The 19,027-nt window shown below is 60.1% G+C and carries 16 protein-coding genes; 10 read left to right on the plus strand and 6 right to left on the minus strand.

Translation table 11 applies throughout. From position 1 onward, the window contains the following. Nucleotides 1-2,117 (plus strand): malate synthase G (locus tag ACIQVE_RS00175; protein ID WP_402803375.1); only part of this gene is annotated, 2,117 nt, incomplete at its 5' end. Between the two features lie 274 nt (nt 2,118-2,391). Here the strand turns inward: ACIQVE_RS00175 and ACIQVE_RS00180 are convergent. Further along, nucleotides 2,392-2,838: a response regulator gene (locus ACIQVE_RS00180; RefSeq protein ID WP_402803377.1), complete on the minus strand. Its 447-nt coding sequence runs from the start codon at nt 2,836-2,838 to the stop codon at nt 2,392-2,394. A gap of 253 nt (nt 2,839-3,091) precedes the next feature. On the opposite strand from ACIQVE_RS00180, the gene ACIQVE_RS00185 reads away from it, so the two are divergent. The 8 genes from ACIQVE_RS00185 to ACIQVE_RS00220 all read left to right on the plus strand — a co-directional run bounded on the left by ACIQVE_RS00185 (nt 3,092) and on the right by ACIQVE_RS00220 (nt 12,694). Next, nucleotides 3,092-5,032 carry a putative nucleotidyltransferase substrate binding domain-containing protein gene (locus tag ACIQVE_RS00185; protein ID WP_402803379.1) on the plus strand — a complete coding sequence of 647 codons (1,941 nt, stop codon included), beginning with the start codon at nt 3,092-3,094 and terminating at the stop codon, nt 5,030-5,032. Then, entirely contained in the window at nt 5,029-5,736 is a 708-nt protein-coding gene (locus tag ACIQVE_RS00190) for a PolC-type DNA polymerase III (protein ID WP_402803381.1), read from the plus strand. Before ACIQVE_RS00185 ends, ACIQVE_RS00190 begins: the two co-directional genes overlap by 4 nt. Before the next feature lie 359 nt (nt 5,737-6,095). Further along, the gene (locus tag ACIQVE_RS00195; RefSeq protein WP_402803383.1) at nt 6,096-6,614 is read left to right on the plus strand and encodes an RNA polymerase sigma factor; all 519 of its coding nucleotides are present in this window, start codon (nt 6,096-6,098) and stop codon (nt 6,612-6,614) included. Continuing rightward, the gene (locus ACIQVE_RS00200) at nt 6,611-7,585 is read left to right on the plus strand and encodes a FecR domain-containing protein (protein WP_402803385.1); all 975 of its coding nucleotides are present in this window, start codon (nt 6,611-6,613) and stop codon (nt 7,583-7,585) included. The genes ACIQVE_RS00195 and ACIQVE_RS00200 overlap by 4 nt, the downstream gene beginning before the upstream one ends. A 266-nt stretch (nt 7,586-7,851) precedes the next feature. Continuing rightward, nucleotides 7,852-10,290, plus strand: a complete 2,439-nt coding sequence (locus ACIQVE_RS00205) for a TonB-dependent siderophore receptor (protein ID WP_402803387.1) — start codon at nt 7,852-7,854, stop codon at nt 10,288-10,290. A gap of 191 nt (nt 10,291-10,481) precedes the next feature. Then, nucleotides 10,482-11,612 (plus strand): PepSY-associated TM helix domain-containing protein, encoded by a 1,131-nt coding sequence (locus ACIQVE_RS00210; RefSeq protein WP_402803389.1) that lies wholly within the window; start codon nt 10,482-10,484, stop codon nt 11,610-11,612. Next, nucleotides 11,609-11,788, plus strand: a complete 180-nt coding sequence (locus ACIQVE_RS00215; RefSeq protein WP_402803391.1) for a hypothetical protein — start codon at nt 11,609-11,611, stop codon at nt 11,786-11,788. Before ACIQVE_RS00210 ends, ACIQVE_RS00215 begins: the two co-directional genes overlap by 4 nt. A 276-nt stretch (nt 11,789-12,064) precedes the next feature. Next, nucleotides 12,065-12,694: a glutathione S-transferase gene (locus ACIQVE_RS00220; RefSeq protein WP_402803393.1), complete on the plus strand. Its 630-nt coding sequence runs from the start codon at nt 12,065-12,067 to the stop codon at nt 12,692-12,694. Nucleotides 12,695-13,037: 343 nt separating this feature from the next. Here ACIQVE_RS00220 and creD read toward each other — a convergent pair whose 3' ends face one another. The 4 genes from creD to ACIQVE_RS00240 all read right to left on the minus strand — a co-directional run bounded on the left by creD (nt 13,038) and on the right by ACIQVE_RS00240 (nt 17,190). After that, on the minus strand, nt 13,038-14,408 hold the full coding sequence (gene creD / locus ACIQVE_RS00225; RefSeq protein WP_402803395.1) for a cell envelope integrity protein CreD: 1,371 nt from the start codon (nt 14,406-14,408) through the stop codon (nt 13,038-13,040). A gap of 109 nt (nt 14,409-14,517) precedes the next feature. Further along, on the minus strand, nt 14,518-15,936 hold the full coding sequence (gene creC / locus ACIQVE_RS00230; RefSeq protein ID WP_402803397.1) for a two-component system sensor histidine kinase CreC: 1,419 nt from the start codon (nt 15,934-15,936) through the stop codon (nt 14,518-14,520). Further along, complete coding sequence (gene creB, locus ACIQVE_RS00235) at nt 15,936-16,616, minus strand: two-component system response regulator CreB (protein WP_402803399.1); 681 nt, start codon at nt 16,614-16,616, stop codon at nt 15,936-15,938. Before creB ends, creC begins: the two co-directional genes overlap by 1 nt. Before the next feature lie 67 nt (nt 16,617-16,683). Next, entirely contained in the window at nt 16,684-17,190 is a 507-nt protein-coding gene (locus ACIQVE_RS00240) for an ATP-dependent zinc protease (protein ID WP_402803401.1), read from the minus strand. Between the two features lie 321 nt (nt 17,191-17,511). Here ACIQVE_RS00240 and ACIQVE_RS00245 point away from each other — a divergent pair, with 321 nt between their 5' ends. After that, entirely contained in the window at nt 17,512-18,399 is an 888-nt protein-coding gene (locus tag ACIQVE_RS00245) for an acyltransferase (RefSeq protein ID WP_402803403.1), read from the plus strand. A 1-nt stretch (nt 18,400) separates the two neighbouring features. Here ACIQVE_RS00245 and ACIQVE_RS00250 read toward each other — a convergent pair whose 3' ends face one another. Continuing rightward, complete coding sequence (locus ACIQVE_RS00250) at nt 18,401-18,958, minus strand: DUF2780 domain-containing protein (RefSeq protein ID WP_402803405.1); 558 nt, start codon at nt 18,956-18,958, stop codon at nt 18,401-18,403. Nucleotides 18,959-19,027 lie beyond the last annotated feature (69 nt).

Below are 19,027 nucleotides of genomic sequence, written 5' to 3' on the forward strand. Positions count from 1 at the left end.
ACAACGAAGCCATTCCCGGTACCGGCCTCACCGCCGACAAATTCTGGGAAGGTGCCGACAAGGTCATTCACGACCTGGCACCGAAGAACAAAGCCCTACTCGCCAAACGCGATGACTTCCAGGCTCGCATTGATGCCTGGCATCAGGAACACGCGGGCCAGGCGCACGACGCCGTGGCCTATAAAGCCTTCCTGCAAGAAATCGGTTATCTGCTGCCAGAAGCGGCTGATTTCCAGGCAACGACGCAAAACGTCGATGACGAAATCGCCCGTACCGCCGGCCCGCAACTGGTTGTGCCGGTGATGAATGCGCGCTTTGCCCTCAACGCCTCGAACGCCCGCTGGGGTTCGCTGTACGACGCCCTCTACGGCACCGACGCGATCAGCGAAGACGGTGGCGCGGAAAAAGGCAAAGGCTACAACAAGGTGCGTGGCGACAAAGTCATCGCCTTCGCCCGTGCGTTCCTCGACGAAGCCGCGCCACTGGCTGCCGGCTCTCATGTCGATTCGACCGGCTACAAGATCGCTGACGGCAAACTCGTGGTCACCCTCAAGGGCGGCAGCAACAGCGGCCTGCGCGACGACGCTCAACTGATCGGCTTCCAGGGCGATTCCAATGCCCCGATCGCGATCCTGCTGAAAAACAACGGTCTGCATTTCGAAATCCAGATCGATGCCAGCACCCCGGTAGGCCAGACTGACGCTGCCGGCGTCAAAGACGTGCTGATGGAAGCGGCGCTGACCACCATCATGGACTGCGAAGACTCCGTGGCTGCCGTCGATGCCGACGACAAAGTGGTGATCTACCGCAACTGGCTCGGCCTGATGAAGGGCGATCTGTCGGAAGAAGTCGCCAAGGGCGGCCAGACTTTCACTCGCACTATGAACCCGGACCGCAGCTACACCACGGTCGATGGCGGTGAAGTAACCCTGCATGGCCGCTCGCTGTTGTTCGTGCGCAACGTCGGTCACCTGATGACCATCAACGCGATCCTCGACAAAGACGGCAACGAAGTGCCGGAAGGCATCCTCGACGGTCTGATCACTTGCCTCGCGGCAATGCACAACCTCAACGGCAACACCTCGCGCAAGAACACTCGCACTGGCTCCGTCTACATCGTTAAACCGAAGATGCACGGCCCGGAAGAAGCGGCGTTCACCAACGAGCTGTTCGGTCGTATCGAAGACGTGCTCGGCTTGAAACGCAACACCCTGAAAGTCGGGATCATGGACGAGGAGCGCCGTACCACGGTCAACCTCAAGGCCTGCATCAAGGCGGCCAGCGAGCGCGTGGTATTCATCAACACCGGTTTCCTCGACCGCACCGGCGACGAAATCCACACCTCCATGGAAGCCGGCCCGGTTGTGCGCAAGGCGGATATGAAGGCGGAAAAATGGATCGGCGCCTACGAAAACTGGAACGTCGATATCGGTCTGAGCACTGGCCTGCAAGGTCGTGCACAAATCGGTAAAGGCATGTGGGCAATGCCCGACCTGATGGCGGCGATGCTCGAACAGAAAATCGCTCACCCGATGGCCGGCGCCAACACCGCTTGGGTGCCATCGCCGACCGCCGCCGCGCTGCACGCGCTGCACTACCACAAGGTCGACGTGTTCGCCCGTCAGGCCGAGTTGGCCAAACGCGCTCGCGCCTCGGTGGACGACATCCTGACCATCCCGCTGGCGGTCAACCCGAACTGGACGCCAGAGCAGATCAAGAACGAACTGGACAACAACTCCCAGGGTATTCTCGGCTACGTGGTGCGCTGGATCGACCAGGGTGTTGGTTGCTCGAAAGTGCCGGACATCAATGACGTCGGCCTGATGGAAGACCGTGCAACGCTGCGTATCTCCAGCCAGCACATCGCCAACTGGCTGCGCCACGGTATCGTCACCGAAGCGCAAGTGATGGAAAGCCTCAAGCGCATGGCGCCGGTGGTTGATCGTCAGAACGCCAACGACTCGCTATACCGTCCGCTGGCACCGAACTTCGACAGCAACATCGCCTTCCAGGCGGCGGTCGAACTGGTGATTAAAGGCACCAAACAGCCGAACGGTTATACCGAGCCGGTCCTGCACCGTCGTCGTCGCGAGTTCAAGGCTGCCAACGGCCTGTAATTTTGCGTAGATGCCGGACATGAAAAAGCCCTGATCGAAAGATCAGGGCTTTTTTTTGGGTTCGGTTTGGCATTTGTGGTGTGGCTGGGATCCTACCCCCTCACCCCAGTCCTCCCGAAACGTCGGACCGCCCCCAAGGGGGCGAGGGGGAAGGGAGCCAATCTTCATGCTGTTCAAACCGGAGCTCGACCGAAAACTTTCAGGTCGGTGTACCTCGAACATTCACCGCGGTCAGTCCCCTCTCCCCCCGGGAGAGGGCTAGGGTGAGGGGCTTCTAGGGCTCAATCCCCAATTCATGCTTCACCAACCCCAGCAACTTGCCCGTATCAATCGGCTTGAGCAGAAAGTCCACAACACTCAAATGCATCGCCGCGATCGCGTCCTTCACATCAGCATCACCCGACACAATGATGATCGGCATCGCCGCCCTCACCGATTCGCGCACCTGACGAATCAGATCCAGCCCGTCGATATTGCCCATGCGCAAGTCAGTGATGACCAGCCCGATCGAAGGTTTCTCATCCAGCATTTTCAGTGCAGTTTCGCCACTGGCGGCGGTCATGCAGCGAATGCCGTCCAACGCCAGAATCTCCGCGAGCAGCTCGCGGGCGTCCTTGTCGTCATCGACGATCAGTACGCGCTGCGGCGGCAGGTCGGGTTCGAGCATGACAGCGCTGAGCGCTTCACGCTCGGCGTCGCTCAAAATATCGTGGTCGGACATGGCGTTCTCTACGTTTCCAAATCAATCACCTGGCACAGTCGTCAGACATCGCTAAGCAGAACTTCAATGTGCACTTCGTCGGATTTATTTCCAATAGCTGAGCGTGCGAATTTCCGACTGAATTTGTAGGTCACTTCCCAAATACGCCCAACGGCATCGCCAACCTAGACTTACGTCCAATGGGCACCCCGGCCGCAGGGGTCGACCATGGCTGCAACGATCCGACAACAACAATTCGAAAAAGACTGCGGTAATGGTTATGAGTAAAGCGGACGCCTTCACCCAGGCAGGGAAAACCGCGGTGTTGCAGAACATTCAGGGCACTCTGCAATTCCTCCAGCGCTTCCCGCCCTTCAATCAGATGGAACACGCCCACCTCGCCTACCTGGTGGAGCAGTGCCAGTTGCGCTTCTACGGTCAGGGCGAGAGCATCATCAAACCCGCCGACGGCCCGGTGGACCATTTCTACATCGTCAAACAGGGCCGCGTGGTCGGCGAACGTCCGCACACGGCCAAGGGCGGCACTGAGACCACGTTTGAAATCACCACTGGCGAATGCTTTCCATTGGCTGCGTTGCTGGGTGAGCGGGCAACGCGCACCGAGCATCTGGCCGGTGAAGATACTTTCTGCCTGCAACTGAACAAACAGGCATTCATCAAACTGTTCGCCCTCTCCAACACCTTTCGCGACTTCGCCTTGCGCGGGGTCAGCAGCCTGCTTGATCAGGTCAATCAGCAAGTCCAGCAGAAAGCCGTGGAAAATCTCGGCACCCAGTACTCGCTGAACACCCGCCTCGGCGAGTTGGCGATGCGCCATCCGGTGACATGCAGCCCCGAAACACCACTGCGTGAAGCGGTGAAGTTGATGCACGAGCAACAGGTCGGCAGCATCGTCGCGGTGGATGAGCAGAAGGCGCCGCTGGGCATTTTCACTCTGCGCGATCTGCGCCACGTGGTGGCCGAAGGCGTCGGCGATTTCAGCGAAGCCATCGAGCGCCACATGACCCGAGCGCCGTTCTATCTTTCACCGGATCACAGCGCCTTCGATGCCGCGATTGCCATGACCGAACGGCACATCGCCCACGTCTGTCTGGTCAAGGATCAGCGCCTGTGTGGCGTGGTGTCCGAACGCGATCTGTTTTCCCTGCAACGGGTGGATTTGGTGCATCTGGCCCGGACCATCCGCAGCGCTCAACGCGTCGAACAACTGGTGACCCTGCGCGGCGAAATCGGCCAATTGGTCGAGCGCATGCTGGCTCACGGTGCGTCCTCGACGCAGATCACGCACATCATCACCCTGCTCAACGATCACACCGTGTGCCGGGTGATCGAACTGACCCTCGCGGAACGAGGTGATCCCGGCGTGCCGTTCAGTTGGCTGTGTTTCGGCAGTGAAGGCCGGCGCGAGCAAACGCTGCACACCGATCAGGACAACGGCATTCTGTTTGACGCACGCGATGCGGCGCATGCAGCGGAGATTCGCGGCAAGCTGCTGCCGATTGCCCAGCAGATCAACCAGAGCCTGGCGCTGTGCGGCTTCACGCTGTGCAAGGGCAACATCATGGCCGGCAACCCCGAACTGTGCCTGTCCCGGGCGGAATGGGCACGGCGTTTTGCTTCGTTTATTCGTGAGGCGACGCCAGAGAACCTGCTGGGGTCGAGCATCTATTTCGATCTGCGCGTGGTATGGGGCGATGAACAGGGCTGCGCGCAATTGCGCCGGGGGATTCTCGACCAGGTCGGCGACAACCGTTTGTTCCAGCGCATGATGGCCGACAACGCCCTGCGCAATCGCCCGCCAGTGGGGCGCTTCCGCGAGTTTGTACTGGCGCGCAAGAACGGCGAAAAAGCCACCCTCGATCTGAAAGTCCAGGGCTTGACGCCGTTCGTGGATGGCGCCCGATTGCTGGCGCTGGCCAACGGCATCGATACCAACAATACGTTGGAACGCTTCCGTCAGTTGGTGGAGAAGGAAATCATCGAGCGACTCGACGGCGCGGCCTATGAAGAGGCTTATCACTTCATTCAGCAAACGCGCATGCAGCAGCATCAGATCCAGAGCCGGGAGAACCTGCCGTATTCCAACCGGGTCGATCCCGACAGCCTCAACCATCTGGACCGGCGCATCCTGCGTGAATCCCTGCGTCAGGCCCAACGCCTGCAAAGCAGCCTGACGTTACGGTATCAGTTATGAGCCTGTTTTCGTGGCTGCGTCCGGCCGGCCCGGTAGTACCGGCGGATCTACAACAACGTCTGGCGAAGCTGCCGGCGATCCATGAGCTGGGCGATTGCAGCCTGCGCGAACAACGCTGGGTGGTGCTCGACCTGGAAACCAGCGGGCTGAACCTGAACAAGGATCGGCTGTTGTCGATTGGCGCCGTGGTGATCGAGGACGGTGCCATCGACTTCAGCCAGCAGTTCGAACGCACGCTGCAATGCCCGCAGGTGAAACTCGGCCCCAGCGTGTTGATTCATGGCCTGGGGCCGAATGCGATTGCCGCCGGCAGCGACCCCGCCGAGACGCTGGTGGAGTTCATGGAGTTTGTCGGTGACAGCCCGGTGTTGGCGTTTCATGCACCGTTCGATCAGCACATGCTCGGGCGGGCGCTGAAGGAACATCTGGGGCACAAACTGCAGCATGTGTTTCTGGATGTCGCCGACATTGCGCCGCTGGTGTGCCCACAGGCGAACATTCGCGAGGCCGGGCTGGATGAATGGATCGACTGGTTCAAGCTTGAGGTGTTTGAGCGACATAACGCGAGTGCTGATGCGCTGGCGACGGCGGAACTGGCGTTGATACTTTTCAGTCGGGCGCGGGTGCAGCAGATTCATAGTCCGCTGAACTTGCAGCAGCGCTTGAGCCAGTGGAAGCGCCGGCAGCAGGCGCCTTCTTTCTAGACCTTCTTCAAAATCAAAAGCCCCTCATCGGAACGCCGCCCGCCCAGCCCTCTCCCCGAGGGAGAGGGGGCCGACCGAGGTGTCTTGAGCTATCCATTGACCTGAAAGTACGCGGCGATTATGGATTAGCCACGGCATCAGATCTGGGCCGATCATGGATTCGGCACAGCCCGTTCAGGTCGGCGTATTTCTGAAGCATCCCCCAATCAGTTCCCTCTACCTCTGGGAGAGGGCTAGGGTGAGGGCCGCCGTTGCCGTTGACCGCCAACCCGACCAGTGGCCAATTGCTAACCATTCCCACCTCTGCCACAATCGCGAACAATTCGCGTTAGTTAATATTTCCCAATCGGTGATGTCCGGTGTCGTCAGTCCCAAGCCCTCACAGTGAGCTCGTCGGTGCGATGTATCGCGACCATCGCGGTTGGCTGCTGGCGTGGCTGCGGCGCAATGTGGCGTGTCCGCAGAGGGCCGACGACCTGAGCCAGGACACTTTCGTGCGTTTGCTCGGCCGCGATGAACTGCTGACACCGCGCGAGCCCCGGGCCTTTCTGGTAGCAATCGCCAAAGGGCTGCTGTTCGACTACTTCCGCCGCGCGGCGCTCGAACAGGCCTACCTCACCGAACTGATGCTGATCCCCGAAGGCGAGCATCCGTCGGTCGAAGAACAGCAACTGATCCTCGAAGACCTCAAGGCCATCGACCGCCTGCTCGGCAAATTGTCGACCAAGGCCCGCGCCGCTTTCCTTTATAACCGCCTCGATGGCTTCGGCCATGCCGAGATCGCCCAGAAGCTCGGCGTATCGGTACCGCGCGTGCGCCAGTATCTCGCGCAAGGCATTCGTCAGTGCTACATCGCGCTGTACGGTGAGCCGATATGAGCCCGGCCAGTTCCAGACCAGTTCCAGCGCATGTGCTGGACGCGGCGATTGCCTGGCAACTGACTCTCGATTCCAGCAGTCCGCTGGAGCGTGAAGAATTCGCCAAGTGGCATGCGGCCCATGAAGAACATGCCCGCGCCTGGCGCCAGTTGGGCATGCTCGATCAGCGCTTCAGCGTCGCCAAAGGGCCGGCCCGCAGTGCGTTGCTGCAGTCGCGCGAAAGCATTCGCCGCCGCGTACGCAAATTGGGGAGTGGTGTGGCCAGCGTTGTCGCGGTGGTGGGTCTGGCCTTGTTTGCCGGTGAACGCTATCTGCCGCTGGATTACTGGCTGGCCGACCAGCGTACCGCCACCGGCGAACAGCGCACTGTGCGGTTGGCCGACGGCACTTTGCTCAACCTAAATACCCACAGCGCGGTGGACGTGCGTTTCGATGACAAGCAGCGCCTGATTGTTTTGCAGGAAGGCGAAATCCTCATCGAAACCGCTCACGGCGACACGCGACCTTTTATTGTCGAGACCCGTGAGGGCAGCATGCGCGCGCTCGGTACACGGTTTCTGGTCAAGCGCGAGGAACAAGGCACGCGCCTTAGCGTGCTGCAGTCGGCCGTGGCAGCACACACACAGTCGAATCCTGAAGAACAAATCCTGCGCGAGGGCCAGCAAGTGCTGCTGCGCAGTGACGGGCTAGACTCGATTGTCGCCCTCAATCCCGGCGCGGATGCCTGGACGCGCGGGATGCTGGTGGTCGACAACGCGCGACTGAGCGATCTGGTGCATGAACTGGGTCGCTATCGCCGCGGGCATTTGGGTGTGGCACCGGAAGTGGCCGATTTGCGCATTACCGGCAGCTTCCCATTGCATGACACTGATAAAGCCCTGAGTGCGCTGCTGCCGACCCTGCCGGTGCAGATTGAGCAGCACACGCCGTATTGGGTCACCGTCGCGAAGGCTGAGCCAAAGCCTGATTGATGCGGTGCCTGAGCGGCCGCCATCGCTGGCAAGCCAGCTCCCACAGGATTCTGCGGTAAACGTTAATACTGAGTACAGCAATGGAAACTGTGGGAGCTGGCTTGCCAGCGATGAGGCCGCCAGCTGCTTAAAAAAACAAGGGTTGCCCCAAGCATCAGCAGCCCCACTTCAAGTAAATCGAAATTATTTTCATCCAGCCCTATCACTTTTTGATTTTCATCCGGCACACAGGCAATTGAGAAATATTTTCATTCAGGAGCCGCCGTATGTCCCGTTCGCTAGACACCTTGTTGCGCCCCAGTCTGTTGGCAGTCGCCATCGCGCTCAGCGCGCCGCTGATCAGCAGCCCGTTGCTCGCCGCTGAACAAGCGTCCAGCGTTCGCGCGTACAACCTGCCGGCCGCGCCGCTGTCGACCACACTGAACCAGATCGCCAGCCAGGGCGGCCTCGCGCTGTCGCTGAACCCGGCGCTGGCGGCGGGCAAGACCTCGGCGCCCGTGAGCGGCCAGTACGACGCCGCCGGCGCTTTGCGTGTGGCCCTGCGTGGCACCGGCCTGCAACTGGAACAAAGCAGCACCGGCACGTACACATTGGTGGCCGTACCGGAAGGCGTGATGGCGCTGCCGGAAACATCGGTCATCGGTGTGGAAAACCTGGAAACAGCCTGGAGCCCGGTTGAAGGCTACACCGCCACCCGCACCGCCGCCGGCAGCAAAACCGACACCGCGCTGGCCGAAGCGCCACGTTCGATCTCGATCGCCACCCGCCAGCAAATGGAAGACCGTGGCGTGCACAGCCTCGATGATGCCGTGCGCTACATGCCGGGCATCACCGCCAGCAGCTACGGCAGCGACACCCGCGCCGACTGGCTGCGCGTGCGCGGCTTCGAACCGACCCAGTTCCTCGATGGCCTGCCGCTGCCAAAAGGCGTATACGCCAACCCGAAACAGGAAACCTGGAACCTCGACCGCCTCGCCCTGCTGCGCGGCCCGGCTTCGTCCGTCTACGGCCAGACCCCTCCGGGCGGTTTGCTGGACATGGTCAGCCGTCGCCCAAGCGATGTCGCCAGCAGCGATGTTCAGTTGCAGTACGGCAGCGACAATCATCGCCAGATCAACTTCGCCAGCACTGGCAAGATCGACGAGGCCGGTCAATTTCTGTATGGCATCAGCGGCGTGGTGCGTGATGGCGGGACACAGATCGACCACATCGATGACAAGCGCTACAACATTGCGCCGAGCCTGACGTGGAACATCGACGAAGACACCAGGCTCACCCTGTTGAGCCAGTTCACCCGAGACGATACCGGCGTCACCAGTCAGTTCTACCCGATCCAGGGCACCAAGATCGACATGCCGTTCGGCAAGATTTCCCACCACAAGAACCTCGGCGATCCTGACTACGATTTCTACGACCGTACCTACTACGCACTTGGCTATGCCTTTGAACATCGCCTCAACGACGTGTGGCAGTTCAAGCAGAACCTGCGCTACACCAAGTCGGATCTGTCGTTCCAGACCGTGACCGTCAACAGCTACAACACGCAATTCGCCGGTTACACGGTTGACGATCAAGGCAACGTTGGTCGCGGTACCACCAACGTCGATGAGGACATCAGCCAGTTCGCCGTGGACAACAACTTCCAGGCCGACTTCACCACTGGCGATATCCGCCATACCCTGCTGCTCGGTCTGGATCATCAGCGCAGCAACACTAATTACACGTCGATCTTCGGCACCGCGCCGAGTATCAACGTCAACAACCCGATCTACGGCCAGCCAATCGTGCGTCCGGCGCGCTCCACTGCGTTCTACGACTACAACCAGAAGACCTACCAGACTGGTCTGTACGTGCAGGATCAAATGGCCCTCGATCAATGGCGCCTGACCCTCGGCGGCCGTGAAGACTGGGTGCACACCAGCACTCAGTTCATCAACAAGGGCGACGCCACCAACACCCAGCGCGACAAGGCGTTCAGCGGCAATGCGGCGCTCAGCTATGTATTCGACTCGGGCTTCGTGCCGTACCTGTCGTACGCCGAATCCTTCCAGCCGACCACTGGCGCCGACGCAACGTCCACCGGTTCGCTCAAGCCAACCGAAGGCAAGCAATGGGAACTGGGGATCAAGTACCAGCCGCCGGGCAGCAAAACCCTGCTGAGCGCCGCTATATATGACCTCACCCAGAAAAACGTCGCGGTCAACACCTTCGTCGACGGCGTATCGATCACCAGCCAGACCGGCGAAGTGAAAGTCAAAGGCCTGGAGCTGGAGGCGGTTTCCGACGTCACCGAGAACCTGAAAGTCATCGCCGCCTACACCCTGGCCAAGTCCGAAGTGCAGAAAGGCGCCGATAAAGGCAATCGCCTGCAACTGATGCCGAACCAGCAGGCTTCGTTGTGGACCGACTACACCTGGCACACCGGTGTGCTTGATGGTTTCGGCGTGGGTGCCGGCGTGCGTTATACCGGCAACACCTACGGTGACAAAGCCAACACCTGGCTGGGCAAGGCGGATGCTTACACCGTGTTCGACGCGAGCGTGCATTACGACCTCGGCCGCTTGGACAACAGCCTCAAAGGTGCATCGCTGGCACTCAACGCGACCAACCTGTTCGACAAGGAATACATTTCCACCTGCGACAGCTTCTACTGCTACTACGGCGACACGCGCAGTGTCGTCGCCAGCGCCACTTACAAGTGGTAAGCGACTGAGCTGAAACAGGCCCTTTACCCTCTGCAAGGGCCTCTTCGCGAGCAAGCTCGCTCCCACAGGATTTGCGCCTTTTCAAAAATGGCGCATGACTCTGTGGGAGCGAGCTTGCTCGCGAAGACGGCCTGTCAGACGACAAAGATCCGTCTCCTGTGGACGGCTTTGGTGTTTTTGAAGGTCATGAAATGAAAAGCAAAACAATCCGCCGCTGGTCGTTCATCCACACCTGGACCAGCCTGATCTGCACCGTGTTTTTGCTGATGCTGGCCCTGACCGGTTTGCCGTTGATCTTCCATCACGAGATCGAACACGCGCTGGGCGATGCGCCCGAGATGCGCGAGATGCCGGCCGACACGCCGCACCTGAATCTGGCGCAACTGGTGCAAGCCGCCGAAAAACATCGCCCTGACGACGTCGTGCAGTACTTCGGTTTCGAAGACGATGAGCCGAACGCCGTGCTGACGATCATGGCGAAAACCGCCGGCACCGAGCCGAACTCCTCGCACACCTTCATGCTCGATGCGCGCACCGGCGAAGCGCTGGAGACCCCTTCGGCCAACGGCGGTTTGATGCTTTTTATCCTGCGCCTGCACGTCGACATGTTCGCCGGGCTGCCGGGCAAACTGCTGCTGGCGTTCATGGGTTTGCTGTTCGTAGTCGCGATTGTTTCGGGGACGGTGTTGTACCTGCCGTTCATGCGCCGGTTGAAATTCGGCACCGTGCGCCAGGATAAATCCACGCGCCTGCGCTGGCTCGACCTGCATAACCTGATCGGCGTCGTCACCCTGACGTGGGCTCTGGTGGTGGGCGTAACCGGCGTGATCAGCGCCTGCGCCGATCTGCTCATCGCGGCCTGGCGCAACGATGCACTGACCGCACTGATCGCTCCTTATCGCGATGCACCGCCACTGACGCACCTGGCGCCGGCCACCCGCTTGATCGACATCGCCAGCGAAGTCGCCCCCGGCATGAAGCCGGATTTTATTGCCTTCCCCGGCACACGCTTTTCCAGTGAGCACCATTATTCGGTGTTCATGAAGGGCGGCACGCATTTGACGTCGCACCTGCTGACGCCTGTGCTGATCGACGCCACCACCCTGAAAGTCACCGCCGTGGCCGAACGCCCGTGGTACATGGACGCCATGGGCATGTCGCAGCCGCTGCACTTTGGCGACTACGGCGGCATGCCGATGAAAATCCTCTGGGCAGCGCTCGATGTGCTGACAATCATCGTGCTCGGCAGTGGCGTGTACCTTTGGATAGTGCGACGCAGGGCGGCCAAGCCTGTGCTGGAAACGGCGGAGGCCTCTGCATGAAGCCGCGTCAGTCGAATTTCTGGAAGGTGTTCAGCACGCCGCTGGTGATTGCGCTGCTGAGTGCGGCGGGATTATTTGCGGCGTTGTTGGGGGATGGCATCTGGGATGCGTTGAGCTGGGTAGGGCTGGGTGTTCCGGCCTTTTTGGCGATGAAGGGATTGCTGCGGCGCGGGTGATTTTTATGTTGCCGGGGATGACCTCATCGCTGGCAAGCCAGCTCCCACAGTGATCTCCAGTGAACCCGGAATGTATGTGTGTGTTGACCACAAAACCTGTTAGAGCTGGCTCCCATGGCGATCTCCAGTGACCCCGGAATGTGTGTTGACCATAAAACCTGTGGGAGCTGGCTTGCCAGCGATGGCGATCTCCAGTGCACCATCAAATCCCTCGCCAGCCATGCGGGTTCTGACTAGTCTGACCTCCTGTTCTTCGACGACCACCGAGGTTTGCCAATGTCCGCTCCCAGCATGACCCTGTTCCACAACACGCTCTCCCCGTTCGTACGCAAAGTGATGGTGTTGCTGCACGAGACCGGTCAGCAGGATCGCGTTGCGTTGCAGGACTGTGTCCTCAGCCCGGTCAGCCCGGACGCGGCACTCAACGCTGACAACCCATTGGGAAAAATCCCGGCCCTACGCCTGGCCGACGGCAACGTCATCCATGACAGCCGCGTCATCCTCGAATACCTCGATCACCAGCATGTTGGCAACCCGCTGATCCCCCGCGAAGGCTCGGCCCGCTGGCGGCGCCTGACCCTGGCCTCGATGGCCGACGGGATCATGGATGCTTCGGTGATGGTGCGTTATGAGCTGGTGCTACGCGCGCCAGAGAAACACTGGGACGAATGGCTCGAAGCGCAACGCGAGAAAATCCGCCGCACCCTGAATCTGCTGGAGAACGACGCCATCGCCGAGCTGACCAGCCACTTCGACATCGCCGCGATCAGCGTGGCCTGTGCCCTGGGTTATCTCGACCTGCGCTTCCCGGATCTGGGCTGGCGCGAGGCCAACCCGCAACTGGCCAACTGGTTCTTTGAAGTCAGTCAGCGACCGTCCATGATCGCGACCATGCCCAAGCCTTAAATCTGCGGTGCCTGTTCCGGCCTCATCGCTGGCAAGCCAGCTCCCACAGTGGATTTGGGTGAAACAGAGATATCTGTTTCATCACAGGACCTATGGGAGCTGGATGTGACAAAGAAATCTGTTACACCACAGATCCTGCGGGATCCGGGGGTGACAGAAAGATCTGCTACACCACCGCTCCTGTGGGATCCGGGGGTGACAGAAAGATCTGCTACACCGCCGCTCCTGTGGGAGCTGGCTTGCCAGCGATGGTACCCACTCGGTTCCACAGGCAAAAACCCGATAATCCGCGTCACCAACTCATCCTTCCACCGCTGATCCTCACGCAAGCCCAGCGACCGGCTCATTGCATCGCCTCCACATCAAACTCCAGCGGTTTGGCGGGTTTCTGCCCGATCCCGTACCAATCCAGTTTACGCGTCAGCACCATGAACACACCCAGCAAGCCAAACAGCAGCAGCGAGCCCATCAGCAGCGCGTAATCCTCGGCACTGAGCAAGCCATAGAGCAAGCCATACAACGCCGCCAACCCCGCCGAAAAACTCAGACCGTGACGCACGCTGTGCAGCACATGGCAGACATAGAACCCGATCAACAACACACAACCGCTGGCCGACAGCAGATACGCCGGGCCAAAGCCGATGTGTTCCGACAGCGACAGCAACAACAGATAAAAGAACGCCAGCGCCACACCCACCAACGCGTACTGCACCGGGTGCACCGCCAGGCTCTTGAGCACTTCGAACAGGAAGAAACCGGCGAACGTCAGCACGATGAACAGCAATGCATATTTGATCGCCCGGTCGCTTTTCAGGTACTGATCCACCGGGTCGATGAAGCTCACGCCAAAGCTGCGGCCATTGAACGCGTCACAATCTTTGCTGCTGATACAGCGGCTCATGGCGTCCTGCAGGTTGGTGGAGAAGAACGTGGTCTGCCAATCGGCGCTGAAACCGGCGTCACTGATTTCGCGTTTGGCCGGCAGGAAGTTGCCGATAAAACTCGGATGCGGCCAGTTGGCGGTGAGGCTTACGCTGCTGCTCTTGCCCACCGGCAGCACTTGCAGGGAACCGGTGCCTTGCAGGCGCAGGTCGAAGCCGAACGCCAGTTCCGTGGTTTTGCTGGTGTCGAGCAGCGGCAGCGTCACCCGTACGCCTTCGCCGAGCCAACCGACCTGCGTACCGGGCACGAAGTCCAGGCGCTGGCCGTCGAGTTCAAGTTTCAAGGCGTTTTCGATGCCGCGAATGTCGCTGATGCCGACCGCGAGAAACGGTGCATCGAACTGGTAGTCGACGAAGTCTTCCTTGATGCCCAATTGCGCCGGCAGGGAGAAATGCCCGTTGATGCGGTTATCGGCGTGGAACAGCCGCGCCTCGTAAATACCCCGGGCGCGCAGTTCGGTTTGCACCTGACCATCGAGTTCGAAGCGTTCCGGCAGGAAGTACAAACGCCCGCGCTCTTCGCCCGGTTCGTCGTAACGCTTATTGGTTTTGTCGTTGATTTTCCAGTTGTGCACCACTTTGCGATACGGCACCACCATCACCGGCCCGCTCAGTTGTTGGCTGTAACTGGAGCTGCGGGCGATGTCTTCGAGCACACCGTCACGCAGTTGCTGGCGATCATCGATGACGCCGTCGATCATCAGCAACGGCACCAGCAACAGCAGGATCAACAGGCCAATGGCCCCGAATTTTATGGTCAGATTCTTGTTCATGGGACTCTCCCTGTTTTGATGGGCAGAGTCTGGTTGGGCTGTGTGGGGGGAATGTGGGGGAAGTATGGAGATTGTGTGGAGACATTAGCGGCCCTATCGCGCCTCGGTTTCAGGACAGACGCAGTTTCACTTCCACACCACCCTCAACATTGCGAATGCTCATCGAACCGCCATGCAACTTGACCACTTCTTCAACGAAGTTCAGCCCAAGCCCGGTGCTCTTGCGCCCACTGTCCGGACGCGGCAGCGAGTAAAAACGTTCGGTCAAACGCGGTAAGGCGTAATCAGGAATCGGCGCTGTTTCATTGAACAAGCGGACTTCAATCTGCTCCCCCAACCGCTCGGCACTGAAGCGCAGCAGCCCCTGGCGCGGGGTGAAGTCCAGCGCATTCTCCAGCAGATTGCCCAACGCCTGACGCAACAGAAACGGCTCGCCAATCAGCAACAGATCCGCCGCAATCGCCTGTTCAACGCGCAACTGTTTGCCTTCAATCCGCGCAGCCTGCCCCTGCAACAACTCATCGACCAACACCGCCAGCGGCACGGCGACACGCTCTTCCAAACCCTGACGCTGTTCCACTTGCGCCAGATTCAGCAAGCGCTCGATCAACTGCTGCATCCGCGCACTTTCGCTGTCGATGTTGCTGACAAACCGCAGGCGCTGAGCCGGCGCCATTTCACCTTGCAACAACTCCGCCGCGCCACGAATCGCCGCCAGTGGACTTTTCAGCTCATGGGTCAGCGTGTGCACGTAACGCTCGACGTAGGCTTTGCCTTCCAGTTGCGTGCGCATCTGCTCGACCGCTGTAGCCAGTTGCTCCAGCTCACCGCCGCGATAATGCGGTACTTGCACCCGTCGCCCTTCGCTGACGGCTTGCGCGTAACCGGTCAAGCGATGCAGCGCGCGGCTCAGCCACCATGACAGCAAGGCGCCGAACAACAAACCGAGTCCGATCAACCCGGCGCCGTAGAACAACAACCGACGCTCGGTGCGATCGACATACGGCTGCAATGAGCTGTTGGGTTTGGCCACCGTCACCACACCGATGATCTGCCCGTTGTCACGAATCGGCGCGCCGACGTGCATCACCGAAGAACTCGGGTCATCCGCATCACTGCGGCTGGAGCGTGCACCGTACTCACCGCGTAAAGTCAGGTAGACGTCGTTCCAGCGCGAATAATCTTGCCCCACCGCCACGCCATTGGAGTCCAGCACAACGATGCCCTTGGCGTCGGTGACGTAGATGCGGTGGTTGACCTGGTTCTTCGGCAAGCCCCAGATCGTCGCTTGCGGCTGGCGTTCGCCGTAAGCACGGAGCAACTGCGGCCAGCGATTCTCACTGAGAGTGCCGGCCTTGAAATCGTCGCGAAGTATTTCAGCCATCAGGTTGGCGGTGTCGACCAGGGTTTCTTCGGTGGACTGACGCACGCCGGGGCGGATTTCTTCCATCACGGTGTTGAGTACGAAGTAACCGGTCAGGCCGACAAACAGCACATACACCAGAAAAATCCGCAGGCCCAACGACATCAGCTATGCCCCGGGCTGTAGCTGTAACCGAGGCCGCGATGCGTTTGGATCGGCTCGGCTTCAGCGCGTATCAGGCGCAGTTTGGCGCGCACACTTTTGATGTGGCTGTCGATGCTGCGCTCGTAACCGGCGTCGGCCGCCACGCCCAGCGCATCGAGTAATTGCTCGCGACTGAACACGCGTTCCGGTTGTTCGAGCAGGCATTGCAGCAGGCGGAATTCGTGGCGGGTCAGGCTTAATATCTGCCCACGATAGCTGATCTGTACGCGCTCGGGATCTATGCGAAACAGTGCCGAAGTGGCTTCGATGACCGGGCGCGGTGCCATACGCTTGAGGATTGCCCTCACCCGCGCCGCGACTTCCCGCGGGCTGAACGGCTTGACCACGTAGTCGTCGGCGCCGATCTCCAGCCCCACCACGCGGTCGATTTCGGCATCGCGGGCACTGAGGAACAGCACCGGCACTTCGCTGAAGCGTCGCAGCTGTTTGCACGTCTCAAAGCCGCTAATGTCCGGCAGGCCGATGTCGAGGATGATCAGATCGGCCGGCGTCTGCCGTTGATGCGCAAGCGCTGCCTCACCGAGGCTCACCCACGTGGTGGTGAACCCCTCGCCCTGCAAGGCAAAAATCAGCGTGTCGGCAATCGCCGCTTCGTCTTCGACAATCAGGATATGAGGCATGGCATCCGAGCCCGTGGTTGAGTGCGCGAACGGTGCCCCAAGCGTGCTGCTACGTCAATGAGACCACTTAGCAGTCAGGCTTATCAGCCGTGTAACGACGCGCCGGATTTACTGCCGCGTCAAACTCACGCAAGGCCTTGGCACCGATCAGCAGCGGATAGTTGAATTTGCTGCGGTCAGTCAGGTTGACCTCGACGGTACGCTTGACGTTACCCAGGCACAGTTCCAGATCGACCACCGGGCGCTTGGCAGGGTCGGCGCCGTCACGCTCTTCGTCGTCCTCATCTGAACGGCTTTTGATCTTGCTGATGCGCGCGACCTTGTGTTCGTAGACTTTGTTGCTGGCGTCCTTGGTGGCGAGGCGGAAACGCACCCAGTTCTCGCCGTCACGGGTGAAGGTCTCGATGTCTTTGGCCGACAGCGAGGCAGTCAGCGCGCCGGTGTCCATCTTGGCCTTGAGCACTTCACCACCGATTTCCGGCAGCGCGATGTATTCGTAGCGCCCGTACAGGGTCGGCTCGGCGGCTATGACCGGCAGAGCGACGAGGGCAAACAGTGCAAGGAGGGATTTCACGTAAGGGGCTTCCTTGGGAAATGAGGGCGGTGAACGTGGGATTTTAGACAGCCTTCGGGCAATTCGTTCGCCCTGAAATCGCATCGCTGGCAAGCCAGCTCCCACAGGTTTCCCTGGTGTGTACAAAATTTACATTCACGGAAGATCCCTGTGGGAGCTGCGGTGCGACGATTCGACTTGCCAGCGATGAGGCCAGCACTGCCAACACAATAATTGGCTCCAGCATAGCGCTACAAAAGTGAAACATTCGTCAGCGCAGATTTGGCCTGTCGCCCTAAGCTGCTTATCATGGCGAGCACATCCGTCTTCATAGAGTTGCTTATGCGCCGCCTGCTCACCGGCTGTTTCGTCACCCTTCTGCTGTTGCTCAACACCCTGATCCTGATCGGGCCGTTGCTGGTGTTTGCCCTGCTCAAATTGGTTGCGCCCGGCCGCTGGCGCGATTATGCGTCGGCAGCGGTGATGTGGATCGCTGAAACCTGGGCGGAAATCGACAAGCTGATTTTCCGCCTGTGCATCCCGACTCACTGGGACATTCGCGGCGGCGAAGATCTGCGCGGCGACACCTCGTATCTGGTGGTCAGCAACCATCAGTCGTGGGTCGATATTCCGGCACTGATCCAGGCCCTCAACCGACGCACGCCGTTCTTCAAGTTCTTCCTCAAGAAGGAACTGATCTGGGTGCCGTTCCTGGGCCTGGCCTGGTGGGCTCTGGATTACCCGTTCATGAAGCGCTACACCAAGGCGTTTCTGGCGAAGAACCCCGAGCTGGCCGGCCAGGATCTGGAAATCACCAAAGCCGCCTGCGAGCTGTTCAAGCGTCAGCCAGTGACGGTGGTGAATTATCTGGAGGGCACCCGCTACACCGCAGACAAAAGCGCTCAGCAACAGTCACCGTTCAAGCATTTACTCAAGCCCAAGGCGGGTGGTGTGGCGTTTGTATTAGCGGCACTGGGTGAACAGCTGGATGCGATTCTCGACGTCACCGTGGTTTATCCACAGCAGAAAATCCCGGGATTCTGGGACTTGATCAGCGGCGGCGTACCGCGAGTGATCATCGACATCCAGACTCGCGAGCTGGACCCCGCGCTTTGGCAGGGCGATTACGCAAATGATCCGGTGTTTCGCGAGAAGGTCCAGAACTGGGTCAACCAGCTCTGGACGCTCAAGGATCAGCGCATCACCGAGTTACGGGGCGAGCGTTTCTGATTCAGCTACCGGTGCCGGTGCCCCAGATGCTGCCCAGGCTGCTCAACAGCGAACCGCCGACGCCCTGCTGACCCAGATATTGCAGGATCACCGGGGCAAACTGACCGATCATGCCGGTGTCCATGCCCAACGCACTGAACGCACTGTTCAGGTCATTGGTGTCCTTGACGTTGCCCAGCGCATTTTCCAGCCCCGCCGACTTGCCCGACGAGCCGAGCAAACCGCTCAACGCCGCAAGATTACCGGCCCCGCCCGAGAGCTTGTCGATGCCCGGCACTTCCTTGGCCAACTGCGAATAGTCAGTGCTGCTCATCTGATTTTTCGCCAGGCCCAGCATCGCACTGGTGCCGCCGACGGCTTGCTGCGGCGTGACATCCAATGCGCTAAGCGCGCTCAACAGACCGGCGGTTTCCGAGGTCGGCGCCGCTGCGGCAGCCTTGTCACCGCCCTGCATGCCCGAAACCGCCCCTGCTACATCGTTGAGGCTGAAACCGGCAAGCGCGGGGCCTGCCGCCAGCGCCATCAATGAGGCCAAGGCAAAACCGCGTGCAATCTTCATTCAGACATCCTCTTGTGGCATGAGAACCACCCTTCGCGGGCGGTGAAAACTGCCTTTTTGACCCGAAGT

The organism is Pseudomonas sp. NPDC098747, from assembly GCF_044760045.1.
GTDB lineage: Bacteria > Pseudomonadota > Gammaproteobacteria > Pseudomonadales > Pseudomonadaceae > Aquipseudomonas.